The sequence below is a fragment of the Telluria mixta genome (assembly GCF_029223865.1).
In the GTDB taxonomy this organism is placed as follows: Bacteria; Pseudomonadota; Gammaproteobacteria; order Burkholderiales; family Burkholderiaceae_D; genus Telluria; species Telluria mixta.
Genome location: NZ_CP119520.1, coordinates 1,624,615 through 1,644,562, shown reverse-complemented (window position 1 = coordinate 1,644,562; position 19,948 = coordinate 1,624,615). Strand labels below are relative to the sequence as shown.

At 68.6% G+C, this 19,948-nt stretch carries 16 protein-coding genes; 1 reads left to right on the top strand and 15 read right to left on the bottom strand.

What is annotated here, in order from left to right:
- The first annotated feature begins 33 nt into the window (after positions 1-33).
- On the top strand, positions 34-1,068 hold the full coding sequence (locus P0M04_RS07300; protein ID WP_259448253.1) for an MBL fold metallo-hydrolase: 1,035 nt from the start codon (positions 34-36) through the stop codon (positions 1,066-1,068).
- On the opposite strand, the gene P0M04_RS07295 is transcribed toward P0M04_RS07300, so the two are convergent.
- The 15 genes from P0M04_RS07295 to P0M04_RS07225 all read right to left on the bottom strand — a co-directional run bounded on the left by P0M04_RS07295 (position 1,049) and on the right by P0M04_RS07225 (position 19,939).
- On the bottom strand, positions 1,049-2,368 hold the full coding sequence (locus P0M04_RS07295) for a phenylacetate--CoA ligase family protein (protein ID WP_259448252.1): 1,320 nt from the start codon (positions 2,366-2,368) through the stop codon (positions 1,049-1,051). The genes P0M04_RS07300 and P0M04_RS07295 overlap by 20 nt on opposite strands.
- Complete coding sequence (locus P0M04_RS07290) at positions 2,361-3,455, bottom strand: NAD/NADP octopine/nopaline dehydrogenase family protein (protein WP_259448251.1); 1,095 nt, start codon at positions 3,453-3,455, stop codon at positions 2,361-2,363. Before P0M04_RS07290 ends, P0M04_RS07295 begins: the two co-directional genes overlap by 8 nt.
- 101 nt (positions 3,456-3,556) lie before the next feature.
- Positions 3,557-4,069: a GNAT family N-acetyltransferase gene (locus P0M04_RS07285; protein WP_259448250.1), complete on the bottom strand. Its 513-nt coding sequence runs from the start codon at positions 4,067-4,069 to the stop codon at positions 3,557-3,559.
- A 40-nt stretch (positions 4,070-4,109) separates the two neighbouring features.
- Positions 4,110-4,880 carry a spermine/spermidine synthase domain-containing protein gene (locus P0M04_RS07280; protein ID WP_259448249.1) on the bottom strand — a complete coding sequence of 257 codons (771 nt, stop codon included), beginning with the start codon at positions 4,878-4,880 and terminating at the stop codon, positions 4,110-4,112.
- On the bottom strand, positions 4,880-5,260 hold the full coding sequence (locus P0M04_RS07275; protein ID WP_259448248.1) for an energy transducer TonB: 381 nt from the start codon (positions 5,258-5,260) through the stop codon (positions 4,880-4,882). Before P0M04_RS07275 ends, P0M04_RS07280 begins: the two co-directional genes overlap by 1 nt.
- Before the next feature lie 231 nt (positions 5,261-5,491).
- The gene (locus tag P0M04_RS07270) at positions 5,492-6,814 is read right to left on the bottom strand and encodes a sensor histidine kinase (RefSeq protein WP_259448247.1); all 1,323 of its coding nucleotides are present in this window, start codon (positions 6,812-6,814) and stop codon (positions 5,492-5,494) included.
- Entirely contained in the window at positions 6,811-8,145 is a 1,335-nt protein-coding gene (locus P0M04_RS07265; protein ID WP_259448246.1) for a sigma-54-dependent transcriptional regulator, read from the bottom strand. The genes P0M04_RS07270 and P0M04_RS07265 overlap by 4 nt, the downstream gene beginning before the upstream one ends.
- Before the next feature lie 24 nt (positions 8,146-8,169).
- On the bottom strand, positions 8,170-9,405 hold the full coding sequence (locus P0M04_RS07260) for an ABC transporter permease (RefSeq protein WP_259448245.1): 1,236 nt from the start codon (positions 9,403-9,405) through the stop codon (positions 8,170-8,172).
- A 10-nt stretch (positions 9,406-9,415) separates the two neighbouring features.
- Complete coding sequence (locus tag P0M04_RS07255; protein WP_259448244.1) at positions 9,416-10,726, bottom strand: ABC transporter permease; 1,311 nt, start codon at positions 10,724-10,726, stop codon at positions 9,416-9,418.
- Between the two features lie 10 nt (positions 10,727-10,736).
- Positions 10,737-11,453, bottom strand: coding sequence for an ABC transporter ATP-binding protein (locus tag P0M04_RS07250; RefSeq protein ID WP_259448243.1), 717 nt, complete (start codon positions 11,451-11,453; stop codon positions 10,737-10,739).
- 19 nt (positions 11,454-11,472) lie between these two features.
- A complete protein-coding gene (locus P0M04_RS07245) occupies positions 11,473-12,741 on the bottom strand; it encodes an efflux RND transporter periplasmic adaptor subunit (RefSeq protein ID WP_259448242.1) in 1,269 nt (422 codons plus the stop codon).
- 239 nt (positions 12,742-12,980) lie between these two features.
- Positions 12,981-14,753, bottom strand: a complete 1,773-nt coding sequence (gene atzF, locus P0M04_RS07240) for an allophanate hydrolase (RefSeq protein WP_259448241.1) — start codon at positions 14,751-14,753, stop codon at positions 12,981-12,983.
- A gap of 19 nt (positions 14,754-14,772) precedes the next feature.
- Positions 14,773-15,642: a TorF family putative porin gene (locus tag P0M04_RS07235; protein WP_259448240.1), complete on the bottom strand. Its 870-nt coding sequence runs from the start codon at positions 15,640-15,642 to the stop codon at positions 14,773-14,775.
- Between the two features lie 31 nt (positions 15,643-15,673).
- Complete coding sequence (uca, locus tag P0M04_RS07230) at positions 15,674-19,282, bottom strand: urea carboxylase (RefSeq protein ID WP_259448239.1); 3,609 nt, start codon at positions 19,280-19,282, stop codon at positions 15,674-15,676.
- A 9-nt stretch (positions 19,283-19,291) separates the two neighbouring features.
- Positions 19,292-19,939: an urea amidolyase associated protein UAAP2 gene (locus P0M04_RS07225; RefSeq protein WP_259448238.1), complete on the bottom strand. Its 648-nt coding sequence runs from the start codon at positions 19,937-19,939 to the stop codon at positions 19,292-19,294.
- Between the last annotated feature and the right edge of the window lie 9 nt (positions 19,940-19,948).

The window sequence follows — 19,948 nt, the reverse complement described above, 5'->3', positions numbered from 1 at the left end:
GATCGATCATCGTCCACACGATCCGTTACCGCCATGTCCGAACCCACCGCCGCCCCACGTCTCCCCGACGGCCGTTTCCGCAACGTCGTCCCGCGCCGCCGCCAGGGCATCCTGGAGATGCTGGCGCTGTTCTGGAAAGTGTCGACGACGAAGCCGAAGACGGCGGTGCCCGACCAGCCGCTGCCCGTGCAGCCGCTGACGGCGGCCGACATCGCGTCCGCGTCCGATGCGAGCCTGTGGCGCCTGGGCCATTCGACGATGCTGTTCAAGCTCGCCGGCCGCTACTGGCTCACGGACCCCGTGTTTTCCGAGCGCGCCGCGCCGGTGCAGTGGGCCGGGCCGAAGCGTTTTCACGCGGCGCCGATCGGCATCGAGGCGCTGCCGCCGCTCGCCGGCGTGATCCTGTCGCACGACCATTACGACCACCTGGATCACGACAGCATCAGGCGCCTGATCCCGAAGGCCGACCTGTTCATTGCGCCGCTGGGCGTGGGCGACCGCATCGTGCGCTGGGGCGTCGATCCCGCGAAGGTGCGCCAGGTCGACTGGTGGCAGTCGACGGACGTCGACGGCGTACGCCTGACGGCCGCGCCGTCGCGGCATTTCTCGGGCAGGAGTCTCAGCGACGGCGACCGCACGTTGTGGGTATCGTGGGTCATCGAAGCGGCCGGCCTGAAACTGTTCTTCAGCGGCGACACGGGCTACCACGACGATTTCAAGACGATCGGCGAGCGCCACGGCCCGTTCGACGTGACATTCCTCGAAAACGGTGCGTACAACGAGATGTGGCCCGAGGTGCACATGCTGCCGGAAGAGACGCTGCAGGCCCACCTGGACCTGCGCGGACGCTGGCTGGTGCCGGTCCATAACGGCACGTTCGACCTGGCGCTGCACCCGTGGTACGAGCCGTTCGAGCGCATCGCCGACCTTGCGCGCGCGGCCGGCGTGAAGCTGGCGACGCCGATGATGGGCGAGCGCCTGGCGCTGGCGCAGCCGCAGGAGTGCGCCGATTGGTGGCGCGACGCGATGCCGGCGCCGGCCATGCCGCTCACGCCCGCAGCGCGCTGACCACGAGCTTGCGCTTGCCGTTCGGCGCCAGCGGGATATCGCTTTCTTCCTGTAGCGCGATGTCGAACCGGTCGCCCCAGCGGCGCCGTTGGGCGTCCAGCAGGAAGGCGCGCTGGGCGGCGTCGAGCGGGCCATGGCGCCCGACCACCGCGAGGACGATCTCGCCGGGACGCCGCTGGCGCACCTGGTACAGCCGCACGAAGTCCCACGTGGCCTCGTCGATGACGATGGACAGACCGGGGATACGGTTGCCCGCGCGGTCGATCAGGAATTCCTGCGCGCGGCCGTCGATGGCGGCGCAGCGGCCGCCCGCGTCGATCACGCCATAGTCGCCGGTGCGGTAGCGGATCAGCGGCATCACGTCGTTCCACAGCGAGGTGCCGACGATTTCCGCGCGCGTGCCGTCCCAGCGGTTTTCCGACCAGCCGTACAGGGGCTGGAAGCGATAGGCCGGATTCTCCATGCCGGTGCAGGTGGCGAAGGCCAGGTTCGTGCGTTCCGACAGGCCGTAGTTGAGCGAGACGGGGCAGTCGAACAGCCGGCGCAGCGCCGCCAGTTGCGCGGGTGTGACCGGCTCGGACGCCAGCAGCACGGCGCGTACGCGGACATCGAGGTCGCCGGGTTGCAGCAGTTCCGCCAGCGCCGCCGCGGAGCTGGGATATGCGTGCACGTAGTCCGGGCGGAAGCGGTTGAGGGCCGCAAGGATGGCGGCGCGGTGCGCGGGGCCGACGTGGTAGGGCGACAGCATCAGCCGGTTGCCCGCCATGCGTACCGGCGGCTCGTGCACGTGGCGCCGTGCGTCGGCCCCGATGCGCAGGATGCGCGACTTGTCGAACGAAAAGCCGAAGCGTCCCCACTCGTGTGCAAAGAAGGCTTTTTCGATGTCCGCCAGGCGCTTGTTGCGCCACATGCCGATGCCCTGGCCGGACGAGCCGCCGCTCGTCGCGTACAACAGCCGGCGCGGGTCGAGGCGGCTGTCGAGGAAGTCGCGCTGCCGCGCCATCACCTCGTCCTTGGTCAGCCAGGGAAAGGCGGCCAGCACCTCGACCAGCGGTTCGTGGGCCGCCTCGGCGATGCTGAGCCGCACGGTACGGCGGTAGTGCGGCACGTGTGCGAGTGCGTGCACGAGGATGCGGCGCAGGCGCCGCCGCGCGAGCGCATCGATGGCCGCGGCGTCGCCGGCGAGCAGCGCGCGCAGGCGGAAGAAATCGGGATGGTACAGCAGGCGGGCCGGAAGATACGGGCGCCACGCGTAGTAGCGGCGCGCCAGCCAGCCGTACAGGGCGGCGCGCTCAAGCATCGAGCAGGCGACGGAAGTCGGCCGGCGACGCGTCGCCCAGCCCTAGGCTCGCCAGCGTGCGCGCCTCGGGCTCGCTGCGGAAATCGCGGTCGAGCAGGCCTTCGGCGATCACGATCAGCGCGTCCGCGACGGGTGTCGGCACGTCCATCAGGCGGCCGATCGAGGACAGCAGGGCGAGGCCCATCGGCACGTCTTCCGTGATGAAGCGCGTCTCCATGCTGGCCGGTCCCTTCGGGCCGCCTTCCCGTGCGTAGCGGCGGAACACGGCCAGCGCGGGTTCGTCCAGGTCGTCGGCGTTGCGGAAGCGGCACTCGTCGAAATACGGCGACGGCCGCCCGCCCGTGGCAGCGATGACGGCGTTCTTTTCCGCGTCGAGCCGCGCCAGCAGGCGCAGGACCGACGGCGTGAACGCTTCGCGGTACATCCAGAACTCGCCTTCTGCGTATTCGATGCGGCTGGCCGAGAGCAGCGTACCGATCGTGTGCACGACGAGGTTCGGATTGTGCAGCGCGGATTCGACCACGTTGGTGCGGGTTGCGACATAGGTCGGGAACAAACGTGCCGCGCGCGCCAGTCCCTCGGCCGCGCGGGCCCGCGGCACGAAGGCCAGTGCATTGCGCACGTTGCGGAACAGGATGTCGACGATGCCTCGCCCGACGAGGCGCGCGTCGTACGGCAGGCTTTCGCCTTCCGCCAGCAGGAACCCGGCGCGGGCCTGCCAGGGCAGGAAGTGGAACGAACCCAGGTAGCCGGGCGCCAGCAGCACCAGCGCGCGGCCGTCGAGCCGCGGGCCGATCAGCGCGGCGACGTCCGGATGGCATTGGGTCTGCGTGGTGACGATGACGGCGTCCGGCGCGATGTCGAAGGCTTCGTCCGGATCGCGCGTGGCCAGCGCCAGTGCGGCCGTGCGCGGTGCGCCGCCGGCCTTGCCGATCACCGTGATCGTGTGCGTCGCGGCGACGGTGTCGAAGTTCTCGTCATGCAGCGCGCGCGACGTTTTGAGCAGGGCGACACGGTGGCCGTCCAACGCGAGCAGGGCCCCGAGCGCGCAGCCGGCATTGCCGGCGCCAACCATTAATACATTCATGTTGAGCTCCGTCAGAATCGTCGATGACGTTTCGTGACAATGCCCAATGCGCTCGTGGCTGGGTTGCGCTGGCTCAGTCGTATGCGCCGCGCATGACGGAACTATTTGCGGTAGCGGTACGTCTGCAGAGGTCCGTCGGGAAAGCCGACGGTCTCGGCGGCGATGGCCCCGGCTTTGAGCGCGACGCGGCGCGACGCTTCGTTGCCGGGTTTGATCAGGCTGATCAACGACGTCATGCCCAGCGTGGCGAACGCGACGTCGCGCACGGCCCGTGCCGCTTCCGTGGCAAGTCCCCGGCCGCGCAGCGCGGGCACGATCATCCAGCTCAGTTCCGCTTCGTCCCACCCGGCCGGATGAAACAGGCCGACGCGGCCCACGAAGCTGCCGTCGGCGGGATCTTCGAGCATCCACACGCCGTAGCCGCGCATTTGCCAGTGACCGATCAGCATCGCAAGATGCAGCCAGGCGTCCGTCCGGTCCAGCGGGCGGCCCTGGTCGATGTAGCGCATCGTGTACGGATCCGCATGCAGGGCGGCGAATGCGGCGACGTGGCGCGCTTCGGGAACGACCAGTTGCAGGCGCGCGGTGCGCAGGAGCGAGATGTCGGTGGTCATGCCCCATGCTAGCCCGAGCCGGGCCGGGGCCGGCGCACGATCAGCCGGCGTGGTCGCGCATCCACTCCTTCAACCCGTTGACCCAGTTCTTGGCCGGCAGGTTGTAGCGCCGCTTGATGTCGGCCGCGCGCTCGTACAGCACGGCGAAATCGATCTGCGGCGCGTCCTTGAATGCGATGACGACGATGTTGGCGTCGTGGACCTCGGGCAGCCAGACGACGGCGTCGAACGCGTCCCGCATCGCATCGAGGTTCTTGTCGTAGTTGGAAAAATCGCCGAACACGTTGGCCGTCATGACGCCGCCATCCTTCAGGCAGGCGGCGCACGCGGCGTAGAACTCGGGCGTATCGAGCACGGGACCGCGCGCTTCCTCGTCGTACAGGTCGACCTGCAGCACGTCCACCGTGCCGTGGTTGGCGTCATCCATCACGAAGTCCAGCGCGTCCATCTCGCGCACGTCCAGGCGGTCGTCGTCCGGCGGCAGGCCGAAGTAGTCGCGGCAGATGGCGATCACGTTCGGATTCAGCTCGACGGCCGTCACGCGCGCCTGCGGAAAACGCTGGTGGCAGAACTTCGTCAGCGCAGCGCTGCCGAGGCCCAGCTGCACGATGCGGCGCGGATCCGGCAGGAACAGCATCCACATCATCATCATCTGGACGTATTCGAGCTCGATCGCATCGGGCCGCGCCAGCCGCATCGAGCCCTGCACCCACGAGGTGCCGAGGTGCAGCGAGCGCACGCCTTCGAATTCGGTGATCGTGGCCGGCGGGTGGCCGGGCCGGGCGAAGCGGGGATCGCTGGCGTTCGACATTACGGCAGCGACCACGCGTACTGGACGGGCTGCCACGCCGCGACCGTATGGCCGTTCTTCAGCGCGGGCTTGAAGCGGCACAGCCGGAGCGCGGCTTCCGCGGCGTGGTCGAGGATCGCGTAACCGCTCGACTTGAGCAGGCGCGACTCGCGCACGGTGCCGTCGCTGGCGACCAGGAAGGCCATCATCGACACGCCGCTCATGCGCGCCTGCAGCGCTTCCTGCGGATAGACGGGCGGCGCGCAATCCTGGCCCGGCACCTGCTGCTGCGGCGGATGCTGCGGCTGCGCGGGCGCGGAGGCCGTGCGGGTGGAGGGGGACTGGACGCAGCCGGCCAACAGCGCCAGCGCGGTCATGCAAAACAGGGGTAGTCGGATCATTCTTCGCGTACTCCAACGTCGACGAAACCGGGAGTATCGCACGATCGTGCGCTTTCGCGGCAAATTCGGGGTCAGAGCACATTATAAATGGTCGTTGCGCTCAACATCGCCTATTGTGCGGGTAAGTACATGGAACGGCGTTCAATGCGCGAGATGGCGCCGGAAAAAAGGGACCTGACCCCGAATCTGAGCAATTTCCTAAAACCGGGCTCTGACCCCGAAGTGTCGAGTTCAGGCGGGGAGGATCAGGGTGACGGCCAGGCCGCCGCCCTCGCGGTTGCCGAGGGTGATGCGGCCGCCGTGGGCTTCGGCGATTTCGCGCGCCAGCGCCAGGCCGAGGCCCGTGCCGCTGCGCTTCGTCGAGTAGAACGGGACAAGGGCATTCGTCAGCACGGCGTCGTTCATGCCCGTGCCGCGGTCGAAGACGTCGATGCGGACGATGTCCTGTACGCGCCGCACGTGCAGCTCGACGTCTTCCGGGCGCGAGCCGGATTCGTGGGCGTTCTTCAGCAGGTTGAGCAGCGCCTGTTCCATCTGCGCGCGGTCGATGTGGGCCGGCGTCTCCGGCAGCTCTCCACCCAGGCGGAACGCGACCTGGTCCGCCAGCCCGGCCACGAAGTCGGACCAGGCGATCGTCTCCAGGCGCGGTGCCGGCAGCTTCGCGAAGCGCGCGTAGCCGAGGATGAAGCTCTCGAGGTGGCGCGTGCGTTCGCCGATGGTTTGCAGGATCTGCGGCAGGCGCTCCGTCTGGCCGCGCCGCACGAGCTCCGTGCCGGAGTGGGCGAGCGATGCGAGCGGGGCCAGCGAGTTGTTCAATTCGTGGCTGATGACGCGGATGACTTTTTTCCACGTCTGCACTTCCTGGCGCCGCAGCTCGGCCGTCAACTGGCGCAGCAGCAGCAGTTCGTGGCGCCGGCCGTTCAGGCTGAAGTTGCGGCGGGCGAGGTGATAAACCTCCTCCTCCTCGCCGTCGCCGGCCGTGAACAAGCCGTCGCCCCCGCGTGCCAGCGCTTCCACGAGCGCCGGCGTCTTTTGCAGCACGTCGTGCAGCGCATGGCCTTCCAGCTTATGGCCCTCGAACAGCAGCTGGCGCGCCGCCACGTTGGCATAGACAATGACGCGGTCGGCCGCGCCCGGCGGCTCCGTCACGAGCAGCATGGCGACGGGCGTGTTCTGCACCATCGTGTCGAGCAGCAGTTCGCGCTGCACGAGGTCCAGTCTCTGCTCGCGCAGCACTTCGCCCAGCGCGTTGTGGGCGGCGATGAGGTCGGACAGTTCGTCGTTCTGCGGCCAGTGCAGGCTGAACGAAAAATCGCCGTCGCGGTAGCTGGTGACCGTGCCCTCCAACGCGCGAAACAGCGACAGGATCGGCTGCACCTGCGAGCGCAGGGTGATGATGGAAATCGGCACGACGCACAGCAGGCAGATGCCCAGCACGGCGAGCGGGCGGCCCGGCAGCAAATGGTCGAGCGCCAGTGCGATGATGATCCCGACCGCCAGCAAGGTGCCGACGAGCGCCGACCAGCGCGTGACGAGCGACAGCCGGAATTTCATGCGGCGCGGGCGATACCCAACCTCTCCATGCGGCGGTATAAAGCCTGGCGCGACAGTCCGAGCTCCGCCGCCGCCTGCGCAATCACGCCGCCCGCGCGCGCCAGCGCCTGCGTGATGGCTTCACGGTCCGGCTCCGCGTCGAGCGCGGCATGGGCCGGCAGCGGCAGGCCGAGGTCGGGCGCCTTGATCACGTCGCCCTGGGCCAGCAGGTTCGCGCGCGCCATCACGTTTTTCAGTTCGCGCACGTTGCCCGGCCAGTTGTGCGCGAGCAGGGCGGCTTCCGCACCGGGATGCAGGATCTTGCCGCGGGGGAGGAAGCCGTGCGCCAGCGGCAGGATGTCGCCCGGACGCGCGGCGAGTGCCGGCAGCTTCAGTTCGATCACGTTCAGGCGGTAGTACAAGTCTTCGCGGAAGGTGCCGGCGCGGATCATCGCCGCGAGGTCCGCGTTCGTCGCGCTGATCACGCGCACCTTCACCTGGCGCTCGCGGTTGGAGCCGAGGCGTTCAAAGCGCCCGGTCTCCAGCACGCGCAGCAGTTTCATCTGCCCGGCCAGCGGCAGGTTGCCGATCTCGTCGAGGAACAAGGTGCCGCCGTCGGCCGCTTCGAATTTGCCTTCGCGCGCCTTCGATGCGCCCGTGTACGCGCCGGCATCGGCGCCGAACAGCTCCGCCTCGATCAGTTCCGACGGCAGCGCGCCGCAGTTCAGCACGACGAACGGGCCGTCGCGGACCATCGAATTCGCCTGGATGATGTCGGCGATGCGTTCCTTGCCCGTGCCGTTCGGTCCCGTGATCAGGATCGGCACGTCGGCGCGCGCCACCTGGCAGGCGAGGCTCAGCACGCGCTCCGTGGCCGGGTCGGCCCATACGAGGCCGCGCAGGTCGAAATTCTGTTCCAGTTCGCGCCGCGCACGGCGTTCGCGCTGCAGGCGCTGGCCCAGCGCGCGGTTGGCTTGCCCCAGCTCGATCAGGTTCGTCACCGTCGCGAGCAGGCGGTCGTCGTTCCACGGTTTCGACAGGTAGTCGGCGGCGCCGGCCTTGATCAGGTCGACGGCCGCGTCCAGGTGCGTCCACGCCGTCAGCAGGATCACCGGCAGGTCCGGATATTGTTTCCGGATTTCCCGGAACAGCGCCACGCCTTCCTCGCCCGACGTGGTGTCGGCCGTGAAGTTCATGTCCTGGATGACGAGGTCGACCTGCTCGCGCGCGAGGAGGGCGAGGCCTTCCTCGGGCGAGGCGGCGCGCAGCGAGGCGATGTCGTGCAGCGAGAACAGCACGTCGAGCGCGATGCCGACGGCGGCGTTGTCATCGATGATCAATACGGTAGGCATGCCCGCTAGCATATCACTGCCGGGTCACACGCTGCGGGTCGCCGTCGCCGGCGAAATGCTGGCCGCGCGCCATGCGGGACCGTACGCCGCCGCCACGCCCAGCAGCCAGAAGCCGAGGGCGCCGAACACGAGATAGCCGGCCGGCAGGCGCGCCATCTCCAGCTTGCTGACGAGGAGCTGGTTCAGCGCGAGGCCCAGCGCCACGCCGCCGAACACGCCGGCGCTCGTGATCATGAAGTTCTCCGTGATGAAATAGCGCAGGATGTCGGTCTTCTTCGCGCCCAGCGCGCGGCGCACGCCGATCTGCTTGCGGCGCTGCGTGACCCACAGGCTGGCCATGCCGACGATGCCGCTGGCGGTGATCAGGAGGAGCAGCACGCTCACGGTGACGAGCATCCACTGCAGCGCGACGTCGGCGCGGTAGCGGTCCTTGCGGTCTTCGTCGACGGTCTTCAGTTTCGTGATCATCGGCGTGGCCGACGACTTGTGCAGCGCTTCCTCCGCTTCCTTCATCACGCGGTCGCGCTGGCCCGGCTCGGTGCGGACCGCATACAGGACAACCGGTTCGCTGCCGTACAGGCGTCCCGGCATGATCACGGACTGTTCGCCCCGTTCGCCGACTTCGGCGTGGGCGCTCATCAGGCCTTGCACGACGCCGACCACCTGCACGCCGCGCGCGTCCTTGCCGGTACCGAAGTACATCGTCTTGCCGACGGCCGGCTGGTCCGGCCACAGCTTGTCCGCCAGCGGTTTCGTCAGCATGACCTGGGGCGGCGGGTCGGCCGTCGTGTCCTCGTTGATGTCGAGGAGTTCGCCCGGCAGGAAGTCGCGGCCTTCGACCAGTTTCAGGCCGAAGGTCTGCACGAGCGAATCGCCCGAGACGTATTGCGAGGCGACGGCGCTCGGCTTGTCCTGGCGGTCGTTGACGGCGACGCCGGTGTTGCTGCCGCTGCGCGACAGCGGCATCTGGCTGACGTGGGCGACCGACGCCACGCCGCCGACGGCGCGCAGCAGCGCGGTCTGGCGCTTGATGTTGGCGAGGCGCTGCTCCGGCGTGTCGTTCGACAGGCTGCGCACCGTGACGTAGAACGTCGAATGTTCGTCGGACAGGCCGGACGGCCGCGCGGCGACGGCGCGTCGTTCGTTGACGATGTGGGCCGCGTTGGCCAGGATCGCCAGGCTCAGGGCGACCTGCAGTGCGACGAGGATCGGACCGGTCTTGTTGCGCAACAGCGCGGACAAAATGGGACGGATTTCCATGACGGTCTCCTTACTGCGATTTGAGCTGGATGGCGGGCGTGACCTGGCAGGCGCGCCAGGTCGGCAAGAGGCCGGCGAGGATGGCGGCACCGACCGACATCACGAAGGTCACGAACAGCATCTGCCAGTCCATGTGGGCCACGGCGGCGGTCTGCTTGCCCTGCATGGAAATCAGCGCCAGCGCGCCGAACGCGAGGACGAGTCCCAGCACGCCGCCGACGAGACCCACGACGCCGGTCTCGATGAGGAACTGGCGGAAGATGTCGGTACGCGAGGCGCCCAGCGCGCGCCGCACGCCGATCTCGGACGCGCGCACCGAGAACTTCGCCAGCAGCAGGCCGATGGTGTTCACGAGGCACAGCGCGAGGAAGCCGAAGGCGAGCCAGGTCTGCAGCTTGCTGTCCTTGCCGACGACCTTCGTGAACACCAGCCATTCGGGCACGTCGTACAGGCGGTTGACGGCGTTGCGCTTCAGGCGGCCCAGCTTGCGCTGGTCGGCCGCATAGTTGTCGAGCCAGGCCTGCAGGTCGGCGCGCTCGCCGGCGGATGCCGTTTCGAACCACACCGTGATCCAGGTGCACTCGGATGCCAGGCGCGCGGCGAAGCCGGGGCCGGAGTTCGTCGAGCAGCTCATGCTGCCGTTGTGCGTGAGTTCGTGACGGATGGACGTCGCGAACGGGATGAAGAATTCCTCGCCGGCGCCGTAGCGCACGCCGCCGTTCAGGCGATAGAAGCGCGGCAGCGGCATCCAGTTGTCGATCACGCCCACGATGGTGAACGGGAAGCCCATCAGCATGACGCGCTGGCCGACGGGATTGGCGTCGCCGTACAGTTTTTCGGCGATCTCGCGGCTGAGGACCACGACGTCGGCGCCGCGCGCTTCGTCCTGTTCCGTCCAGGCCTGGCCGTGGATGAAGGGCACGTCGAACATGGCGAAGAAGTCGCGCGAGGGCGCGAGACCGGACAGGTTGAACGGCTGGATGTCCGCGCGCGGCGGCTGGATCGGCGCGGAGACGCCGTACAGCGCCGTGCGGCGCACGCCCTGGCCGCCCTTGAGCAGGTTGACGGCGTCCTTGTAGCTGATCTGGATGTCGTCCGGATCCTCGCCCGGCGTGTAGCCCTCGACCGGGCCGTTGTCGATCAGCGGCACGAACAGCCGGGTGCTTTTCTGCGGGATCGGGTCGCTCGACATCATGTGCAGGATCGTCAGCGTGGACACGCTGGCGGCCACGCCGACGGCCAGGGTCAGCACCATCAGCGCGGTGAGGGCGGGATTGCGGCGCAGGCTGCGCACCCCGAGTTTGAAGTAATAGCCGAACACGTTGGTCTCCTCAGACGGTGGCCGTGGCGGATTTCGTGTCGACCAGGGTCGGGCCGCGGCGCACGAGGTCCGACACCTGGCCGTCGATGATGTGCACGTTGCGCGTGGTGCGCACGGCCAGTTCCGGGTCGTGCGTGACCATCAGGATCGTCGTGCCGGCCGCATTGATCTCTTCCAGCAGTTCCATCACGCCGCGCGCCATCTGCGTATCGAGGTTGCCGGTCGGTTCGTCCGCCAGCAGCAGTTTCGGCGAGCCCGCCAGCGCGCGCGCGATGGCCACGCGCTGCTGCTGGCCACCAGACAGCTCGGCCGGATAGTGTTTCATGCGCGACGCCAGGCCGACCTTGGCCAGCGCGTCCTCGATGCGCTTCTTGCGCTCGGCCGCGTTGAAGCCGCGGTAGCGCAGCGGGACGTCGACGTTGTCGTACAGGTTCAGGTCCGGGATCAGGTTAAAACCCTGGAAGATGAAGCCCAGCTTTTCGTTGCGCAGGCGCGAGCGGGCGTTGTCGTCCAGGCCCTTCACGTTGACGCCGTCGAGGATGTACTCGCCGGAGGTGAATTCCTCGAGCAGGCCGGCGATGTTGAGGAAGCTCGTCTTGCCCGACCCGGACGGGCCGGTCACGGTGACGAACTCGCCTTCGCGGACTTCGATCTCGAAGCCGCGCAGCGCGTGCGTCTCGATCATGTGGGTGCGGTATACCTTGGAGAGATTGGTCATGCGCAGCATGGCTTGTCCTTTGGGTTGGTTACTGATTGATCGAGACGCGTTGGGCATTGCTGAAGGCGTCGGTGCCGGCGACGACGACCTTGTCGCCCTGCTTCACGCCCGAGAGGATTTCGACGGCCGACATGCTGGTGGCGCCCATGCGGATCGGCGTGCGCGTGGCGATCCCGTCGCGCACGACGTAGGCATAGCGTCCGCCCTCGCTTTCGACGAACGGGCCGCGCGCCACCATCAGCACGTTCGGCTTTTCTTCGATGAGAAGGCGTGCCGTCACGCGCTGGCTCTGGCGCAGGCCCTTCGGCTGCTCGCCGTCGAAGCGCACGCGCGCCAGCACCATGCTCTTGACGACTTCCGGCGACAGCGCCGACAGCTTGCCCGTCGCCGTGCCCGCGGGGAGCGTGACCTCGGCGTTCATGCCCAGGCCCAGGTCGGCCGCATACGTTTCCGGCACCTCGATCTCGACCTCGAGTTTCGACAGGTCGACGAGCGTCATCAGCGGCGCGTTCGCGGCGACGACCATGCGGTCCTGCACGTTCAGCGTGCCGATGAAGCCGTCGACAGGCGCGCGCACGGTCAGTTCGTCGACGCGGCGCTGCGCCTCTTCCATCGACAGGCGCGCGCGTTCCAGGTCGTTCAGCTTTGTCTTGATCGCGAGCGCGACGTCCTCGCTTTCCAGGCTGGCCGCCTGCGTGGCGTGCTTCGCGCGGATCTGCGCGGACTGCACCGCGTCCTTCGCTTTCTGGTAATCGATCTTGGCGATGACGCCGAGCTGGCCCACGCTGTCGTAGCGCTCCAGCGTGCGCTGGGCGGACAGGCGGTCGATCTCGGCGGTGTCGGCCTCCTTCTGCGCCAGCAGCTTCTGCTTGCGCGACAGGATCTGCTGGCGCGCCACCTCGGCCTTCAGGCCTTCGTACGCGGACGTCTCGCGTTTCAGCACGTCCGTCAGGTCGGGCGATTCGAGCACGGCCAGCACTTGCCCCTTTTTGACCGTGTCGCCGGCGGCGACCTTCAGGTTGACGGTGGCGGGCGCCTTGGCATACAGGGTCGGGCTGACGGCGGCGACGACGCGGCCGTTGACGGAGGCGTCGCGCACGAGCGTGCCGCGCGTAACCTCGGCGATGCGCAGGCGCGACGCGCTGACAGAGGCTTCGCTGCCGCGCCACGTCGACACGAGGCCGGCGCACAGGGCGGCGACCGCGACGGCGCTGCCGATCCAGAGTGCGCGACGCTTCAGCTTGTGGCCCGGGGGCGGGGCGATGACGGCGTCTTGTTGGGATGTATCGCGGATCATGATGTGGACACGGGTTGTGGACAGTGTCGTATTTGCATGATCCATGCCAGCCGCTAAGTCATTGATTTCATTGGTGCGGACAGCGGCACGGTTGCGTCCGCGACTGTCCGGGGCCGGCATGGACGGACAGTGCGGACGGTCTTGATGTCTGGAAAGGAGCGTGGTGACGTGGCGCGGTAAATTCGGGGTCAGAGCCCGAATTTGGGAAATTTCCAAAAATCGGGCTCTGACCCCGGTGTTCAAGCCGACCGGCGTGACAGGTATGCGCGCCACCCGCCGAACACGCTGATGTCCGTGGCATTGGCGATGGCGGCCGGTTCGCAGATGAAACCCTTGACCCGGCTGCCGCCCGCCAGTTCGAGCGAGCCGATGCCCAGCGGCGCCGGGATCTCGGCCACGAATTCGCCGAAACGGCGCAGCGGCAGTTCCCACACTTCGACCTCGATCGCCGTGCCGTCGCGTTCGACCCGTGCGAGCCCCGGCTTCGGTGGCGTCGTGCCCGGCAGCGCATACAGGCGGTAGTGCGGCGCCGTGTGCGTGGCCGCCACCTTGCGCGCGCCCCGTTCCAGCAGTTGCCAGTTCAGCGGTTGGCCCGCCAGGTGCGCGCCGACGACCGCGACCCGCACCGTGGGCTCGACGAACGGCAGCGGATCGGCGGCCAGCGCGTCGGCATCCGCGCCGCCGAGCAGCGCTGCGGCGGCCGTCGCCAGCAGGTGGTCGCTGCCGGCGGCGCCGATCAGCGTGACGCCCGCCGGCAGGCCGTCCGCACGGGCAACCCCTGGCACGGCCAGCGCGGCCATGTCGAAGAAGTTCACGAAGTTCGTGTAATACCCCAGCTGCGAATTCAGTTCCACGGGGCGTTCCAGCACGTCGGCGATGCGCGGCATGGTCGGCGTCGTCGGCACGAGCAGGATATCGTAGTCCGCCAGCGCTTCCTCGGCCGCGCGGCGCAGCGCCGCCAGCCGGTAGTGGCCCTGGAACGCAGCGGTCGCGTCGTACTCCTGCGCTTGCCCGATGATGCCGGCCACCACGGGATGCGCGGCATCCGGCTGCGCGTCGATGAAGGCGCCGACGGCAGCATGGCGCTCGGCGACCCACGGGCCCTGGTAGAGCAGGGCGGCGGCGTCGCGGAACGGCGCATAGTCGACGGTGCCGAAGGTGCAGCCGGGCAGGTCGCGCAGGCGCGCGAGCGTCGCTTCGAACGCGGCTTTCGCGGCGGCGTCGCCGAAGAATTCCAGTTGCGCGGGCACGGCAATGCGATAGCCGCGCCGGCGCACGCCCCGCATCGGGATCGTACGCGAGTAAGGATCGGCGGCATCGTACCCGGCCGCGGCCTGCACCACCTTCCACGCGTCGGCCACGTCGGCCGCGAACACGGACACGCAATCGAGCGTGCGGCAGGCCGGCACGACGCCGCGCGTCGAGAGCAGGCCACGCGTGGGCTTGAGGCCGACGATGCCGTTCAGGCCTGCGGGCACGCGGCCGGAGCCTGCGGTATCTGTGCCGAGCGCGAAGGCGGCCATCCCCAGCGCCACGGCGACGGCCGAGCCGGAGCTGGAACCGCCCGACACATAGTCCGGGTCGATCGCGTTCCTCACGGCGCCGTACGGCGAGCGCGTGCCGACGAGGCCCGTCGCGAACTGGTCCAGGTTCGTCTTCCCGACCAGCAGCGCCCCCGCCGCGACGAGCTTCTGCACCACCGGTGCGGAGGCGTCCGGCACGTACGCGAAGGCGGGACAGGCGGCCGTGGTAGGCATGCCGGCCACGTCGATGTTGTCTTTGACGGCGAACGGAATGCCCAGCAGCGGCAGGCGGTCCAGCGCGGCGGCGCCGTCCGCCGCCAGCACGGCGTCCTGCGCGCGGGCCTGCGCCAGCAGGTCGGATGCGTCGGCGCGGTGGATCCAGATCTCGGGGCGGTCCGCCGCGGCGATGCGGGCCAGCACGTCCTCGATGTGGTGGCTGGGCGTGGACGTGCCGCTCAGATAGGCGGCGTGGATGTCGGCGATCGTCATGATGTCTCCCGAAGAATGGTCAGAAGCCGTAGCTGAGGGTGGCCAGCAGGCGGTTGCCCTGCTTGACGCCGTAGCGGTTGTCGCCGCCCACGAGTCCTTGCAGGCCCCACGTGAAGCCGGCGCCGAGCGGCTGCGTGAAGCCGATCGTCAGATGGCGCCAGCCACCGGACGACGGCGCGCCGCCGGCGAAGCAGCCGTTGACGATGAAGCTCGTGCCGGCCGCGCAGCGCGTGCCGGTCAGCGTGTCGATCGTGCCCAGGTAGCGGCCTTCCTTGTGGTACGTGTAGAAGCCCAGCGTGGCGGAGAGGGTGATGTCGTGCGGGAGCGGCTGGCTCGCGGCGAGCGTCCAGTAGGTGTCGCCCTGGTTGCCCCACACGACGTCCTTGAGCAGCGTCTGCGCCGTCACGCTGAACGGGCCGTAGCTGGCCCCCAGCTTGGTTTCGAACGCGTTGGCGTGTTCGCCGTTGACGTAGTAATAGCCGGTCAGGCCGACCGTGTAGCCGAATTCGCCCACCTTGCCGTTGTAGCCGCCGTAGAAGTCGTTCTCGATCGATTTCTTGTGCTGGAAGTCGGCGATGCTGCGATCGGCATACGACTCGCCCAGGCGCTTGTACGAGTAGTTGATCTGCGACGCCCAGTAGCCGAGGAAGAAGCCGGACGGATCGTTCCAGTCCACGCCCCATTGCAGCGCGGGCTGGTCCGACTCGGGTGCGTCCGCGCCGGCGTTGCCCAGGCCCGGCAGGCCGGGTCCATAGGTCGAGCTGACGCCGCGCAGGATATATTTGCTGACCAGGTCGACGTGGCCGGTGAACGCGGGCGCGTCGTCGGCATGAGCGGCGCCAGTAAGCAGCAGGGTGGCAATGGCGAGAATGATCTTCTTGTCGTGCATGCGGGACTCCTTGTTTGGATGGGATACGGATTCAGGAAGCGGGAGTGAAGACGGCGATGCGCTGGCCGGCGGCGACGGGCTTGCCCTCGGCGACGAGCCATTCGTTCAGCACGCCGTCGGCGGTGGCGACGACGGGGATTTCCATCTTCATCGACTCGAAGATCGCCAGCGTGTCGCCCGCGCGCACGGCGGCGCCGGCCGGCACGACGATCTTCCACACGCTGCCGGGGACAACGGCGGACAGGTACTGGCTGCCATCGGGCAGATCGGCCAGTTCCGCGGCGTCGCTGCTGGCTTCCTCGCTGACCCATTCGGCCTGGCCGCTCGTGCGCCAGCGTTCGCGCTCGGCTTCGAACGCGGCCTGCTGGCGCGTCTTGAACGCGGCGATGGCATCCGCTTCGCGCGCGAGGAACGCGTTGTAGTCGGCCAGCGAGAACGTGGTCTCCTCGATGCGCACGTCGAAGCGGCCGAGCGGGAAGTCGCGCCGGTGTTCGAGCAGGCGGTCTTCCGTCACTTCGTAGAAGCGGATCTGGTCGAAGAAGCGCAGCAGCCACGGTTTGCCGTCGCGGAAGCTGGCCGTCTGGCGGTAGCGGTTCCACATCTGCACCGTGCGGCCGACGAACTGGTAGCCGCCCGGGCCTTCCATGCCGTACACGCACAGATAGGCGCCGCCGATGCCGACGGCGTTTTCCGGTGTCCACGTGCGCGCCGGGTTGTACTTCGTCGTCACGAGGCGGTGGCGCGGATCGACCGGCGTCGCGACGGGCGCGCCGAGGTAGACGTCGCCCAGGCCCAGCACCATGTAGCTTGCCTTGAACACGACGTCGTACACGTCGCGGATGGAGTCCAGGCCGTTGATGCGGCGGATGAACTCGATATTACTGGGGCACCAGGGCGCGTCCGGGCGGACGGTCGTCTCGTACTTCTGGATCGCGAGACGTGTCTGCGTGTCGTTCCAGGCCAGCGGCAGGTGCACGATGCGCGACGGGACCACCATGTCCTCGACGGGGCCCTGCGCCGCCAGCAGCGCGCCGACCCGTTCCAGCAGGTGCGCCGCGCTCAGGCGGCGATGGTCGAAGTGGACTTGCAGCGAACGGATGCCCGGTGTGAGGTCGACGACGCCATCGAGGCGCGCCTCTTCCAGCGCGCACATCAGCGCATGTACGCGGAAGCGCAGGTTGATGTCCAGCGCGAGGTCGCCGAATTCCACCAGCAGGTAGTCGTCGCCGGCGCGGCGGAACACGACCCGGGTGCCGTCCGGCAGCGCCGCTTCGCCCGCGACGGCCGGCTGCGCCTGGCCTGACGTCGACACCGGCGGCGTCCACACGGGCACCGCGTCGGTCCGTTCGAACACGGCTTCCAGCGCCGCGCGCAGGGCCGCCGCCTCGTCGACGGACACGCGGTGGAAGCGCACCGTGTCGCCCGGCTTCAGCTGGCCCATCTTCCACAGGTCCGCGGACACGATCACGGCGGGGCACACGAAGCCGCCCAGGCTCGGGCCGTCCGGGCCGAGGATCACGGGCATGTCGCCGGTGAAGTCGATGGAGCCGATGGCGTAGGCGTTGTCGTGGATGTTCGATGGGTGCAGGCCCGCTTCGCCGCCGTCCGTGCGCGCCCAGCGCGGCTTGGGGCCGACGAGGCGCACGCCGGTACGGCTGGAATTGAAGTGCACCTGCCAGTCCGTACCGAAGAACATGGCGATGTCGTCGTCCGTGAAGAAGTCGGGCGCGCCGTGCGGGCCGTAGTGTACGGCGATGTCCCAGTGGTGCGCATACGCGGGCAGCGCGGCGGGTGCGATGGCGCGGGGCTGCGCCGGCACGGGCTTCAGCTTGAGCATGTCGCCCGCGCGCACGGCGCGGCCGCCGTGGCCGCCGAACTGGCCCAGCGTGAACGTGGCGCGGCTGCCGAGATATTCGGGCACGTCGACGCCGCCCGCGAACGCGAGATAGGCGCGCACGCCTGCACCGCGAACGCCGGCAAAGCGCAGCGTTTCGCCGGAGGCGATGGCGTGCACGCCCCAGTTGGCGAGTTCGCGCTTGCCATCCGTGCCCGACACGCTGGCGCCGAGGTCGGCGCCGGCCAGTGCGATCGTGCACGCGCAGTTGAAACGCAGGGTGGCGCCCTGCAGGGTCATCTCCAGCGTGGGCGCCGCCGCGTCGTTGTCGAGCAGGTGGTTCGCCACGCGGTGTGCGTACGCGTCCATCGGGCCGGACGGCGGGATGCCGACGGCCCACAGGCCCTGGCGGCCCGGATAATCCTGCACCGTAGTCTGGATGCCGCCGTCCAGCACTTCCACGGTCTGCGGCGCGAAGTCCATCGCGGCCAGCATCTGCGTGATCTGGCGGCCGGCGACGAAATCGTCGTAGCGCAGGATGCGCGCGAGGTAGGCGAGATTGGTCTCGATGCCGTCGATGCGCGACGTTTCGAGCGCGTTTGCCAGCATGGCCACCGATTCCTCGCGGCTGTCCGACTTGACGATCAGCTTGGCCAGCAGCGGGTCATAGTACGGGCTGACGGTGACGCCGCGCTCGACCCATGTGTCCACGCGCAGGCCGGGCGCGAATTCGACGGCCGTCAGTACGCCGGAGCAGGGTTGGAAGTTGCGCGCCGGGTCTTCCGCGTACACGCGCAGCTGCATCGCGTGGCCGTTCGGCACGAGCGACGCCTGCTCCGGCAGCGTGAGTTCGCCGGCGGCCGCGCGGATCATCCATTCGACGAGGTCGACGCCGAACACTTCTTCCGTCACGCCGTGTTCCACCTGCAGGCGCGTGTTCACTTCGAGGAAGTAGAACGCGCCCGTGTCGGCGTCCAGTACGTATTCGACGGTGCCGGCCGACAGGTAGCCGATCGACGCGCCCAGGCGCACGGCGGTGGCGGCCAGCGCGTGGCGCGTGCCGTCCGACAGGCCGGGGGCGGGCGTTTCCTCGATCACCTTCTGGTTGCGGCGCTGGACGGAGCAATCGCGCTCGCCCAGCGACACGACGTTGCCGCGGCCGTCGCCGAAGATCTGTACTTCGACGTGGCGCGCGCGCTGCACGAATTTTTCCAGGTAGATGCCGCTGTTCTTGAAGTTGTTCTCGGACAGGTGGCGCACGGACGCGTAGGCGCCGGCCAGTTCGTCGTCGTCGCGGCACAGGCGCATGCCGATGCCGCCGCCGCCCGCCGTACTTTTCAACATGACGGGATAGCCGATGCGGTGCGCTTGCGCGAGCGCGTCTTCGACGCTGTCCAGCAGGCCGGTGCCCGGCAGCAGCGGCACGTCCGCCTGCTGCGCCAGTTCGCGCGCCGTGTGCTTCAGGCCGAAGTCGCGCATCTGCTGCGGCGTCGGACCGACGAACACGATGCCCGCCTGCGCGCACGCTTCCGCGAAGCCGGCGTTCTCGCTCATGAAGCCGTAGCCGGGGTGGATCGCCTGCGCGCCGGTGCGGCGTGCCGCGGCGAGCACGCGTTCGGCCGACAGATAGCTTTCGCTGGCCGCGGCCGGGCCCACGCACACGGCTTCATCGGCCAGGCGCACGTGCAGCGATTCGACGTCGGCCTCGGAATAGATGGCCACCGTCTTCATGCCGAGGCGGCGCGCGGTGCGGATCACGCGGCAGGCGATTTCGCCGCGGTTGGCGATCAGGATCTTGTCGAACATGGCGGTCTTTCAGGCGGCATCCCAGATCACGAAGCGGACCGGGGTGGGGTTGTAGGCATTGCACGGGTTGTTCAGCTGCGGGCAGTTCGACACGAGCACCAGCACGTCCATCTCGGCGCGCAGCTCGACGTACTTGCCCGGCGCGGACAGGCCGTCTTCGAACGACAGGCCGCCGTCTTCCGTCACCGGCACGTTCATGAAGAAGTTCACGTTGGGGACGAGGTCGCGCTTGTCCATCCCGATGTCCGCACGGGCGAGGGCGAGCAGATAGTTGTCGCGGCAGCTGTGCATGAATTTCTTTTGCAGCGCGTAGCGCACGGTGTTGCTCTCGGCCGCGCAGGCACCGCCCAAGGTGTCGTGGCGGCCGCACGTGTCGGCCACGATAGACAACATCGGCCGGCCGCGGTTCGAATACAGCACGGAACCGGCGGACAGGTAGATGCCGCCCTGGCGCTGCAGCGTGTCGGTGACGCTGTAGCTCTCGGCCGTGTCGGCGGCGTTGTAGAAGATCGTGTCGACGGCCTGGTTGCCCTCCAGGTCGACGATGCGCAGCGTCTGGCCGCGTTTGACTTCGTGCAGCCACGGCTCGCCCGCCGGCAGGTCGTGGATGGCGAGGGCGGCGGCGGGATCGAGCGGGCTTTCGCGCAGGGTGTGCATGACGGTCTC

Bases quoted from the DNA above. Each gene is read 5' to 3' on its own strand.
- P0M04_RS07235 (WP_259448240.1), bottom strand. From the start codon at position 15,642: ATGCACGACAAGAAGATCATTCTCGCCATTGCCACCCTGCTGCTTACT.
- atzF (WP_259448241.1), bottom strand. From the start codon at position 14,753: ATGACGATCGCCGACATCCACGCCGCCTATCTGAGCGGCACGTCCACG.
- P0M04_RS07270 (WP_259448247.1), bottom strand. From the start codon at position 6,814: ATGAAATTCCGGCTGTCGCTCGTCACGCGCTGGTCGGCGCTCGTCGGC.
- uca (WP_259448239.1), bottom strand. From the start codon at position 19,282: ATGTTCGACAAGATCCTGATCGCCAACCGCGGCGAAATCGCCTGCCGC.
- P0M04_RS07290 (WP_259448251.1), bottom strand. From the start codon at position 3,455: ATGAATGTATTAATGGTTGGCGCCGGCAATGCCGGCTGCGCGCTCGGG.
- P0M04_RS07285 (WP_259448250.1), bottom strand. From the start codon at position 4,069: ATGACCACCGACATCTCGCTCCTGCGCACCGCGCGCCTGCAACTGGTC.
- P0M04_RS07225 (WP_259448238.1), bottom strand. From the start codon at position 19,939: ATGCACACCCTGCGCGAAAGCCCGCTCGATCCCGCCGCCGCCCTCGCC.
- P0M04_RS07275 (WP_259448248.1), bottom strand. From the start codon at position 5,260: ATGATCCGACTACCCCTGTTTTGCATGACCGCGCTGGCGCTGTTGGCC.
- P0M04_RS07250 (WP_259448243.1), bottom strand. From the start codon at position 11,453: ATGCTGCGCATGACCAATCTCTCCAAGGTATACCGCACCCACATGATC.
- P0M04_RS07295 (WP_259448252.1), bottom strand. From the start codon at position 2,368: ATGCTTGAGCGCGCCGCCCTGTACGGCTGGCTGGCGCGCCGCTACTAC.
- P0M04_RS07245 (WP_259448242.1), bottom strand. From the start codon at position 12,741: ATGATCCGCGATACATCCCAACAAGACGCCGTCATCGCCCCGCCCCCG.
- P0M04_RS07280 (WP_259448249.1), bottom strand. From the start codon at position 4,880: ATGTCGAACGCCAGCGATCCCCGCTTCGCCCGGCCCGGCCACCCGCCG.
- P0M04_RS07265 (WP_259448246.1), bottom strand. From the start codon at position 8,145: ATGCCTACCGTATTGATCATCGATGACAACGCCGCCGTCGGCATCGCG.
- P0M04_RS07300 (WP_259448253.1), top strand. From the start codon at position 34: ATGTCCGAACCCACCGCCGCCCCACGTCTCCCCGACGGCCGTTTCCGC.
- P0M04_RS07260 (WP_259448245.1), bottom strand. From the start codon at position 9,405: ATGGAAATCCGTCCCATTTTGTCCGCGCTGTTGCGCAACAAGACCGGT.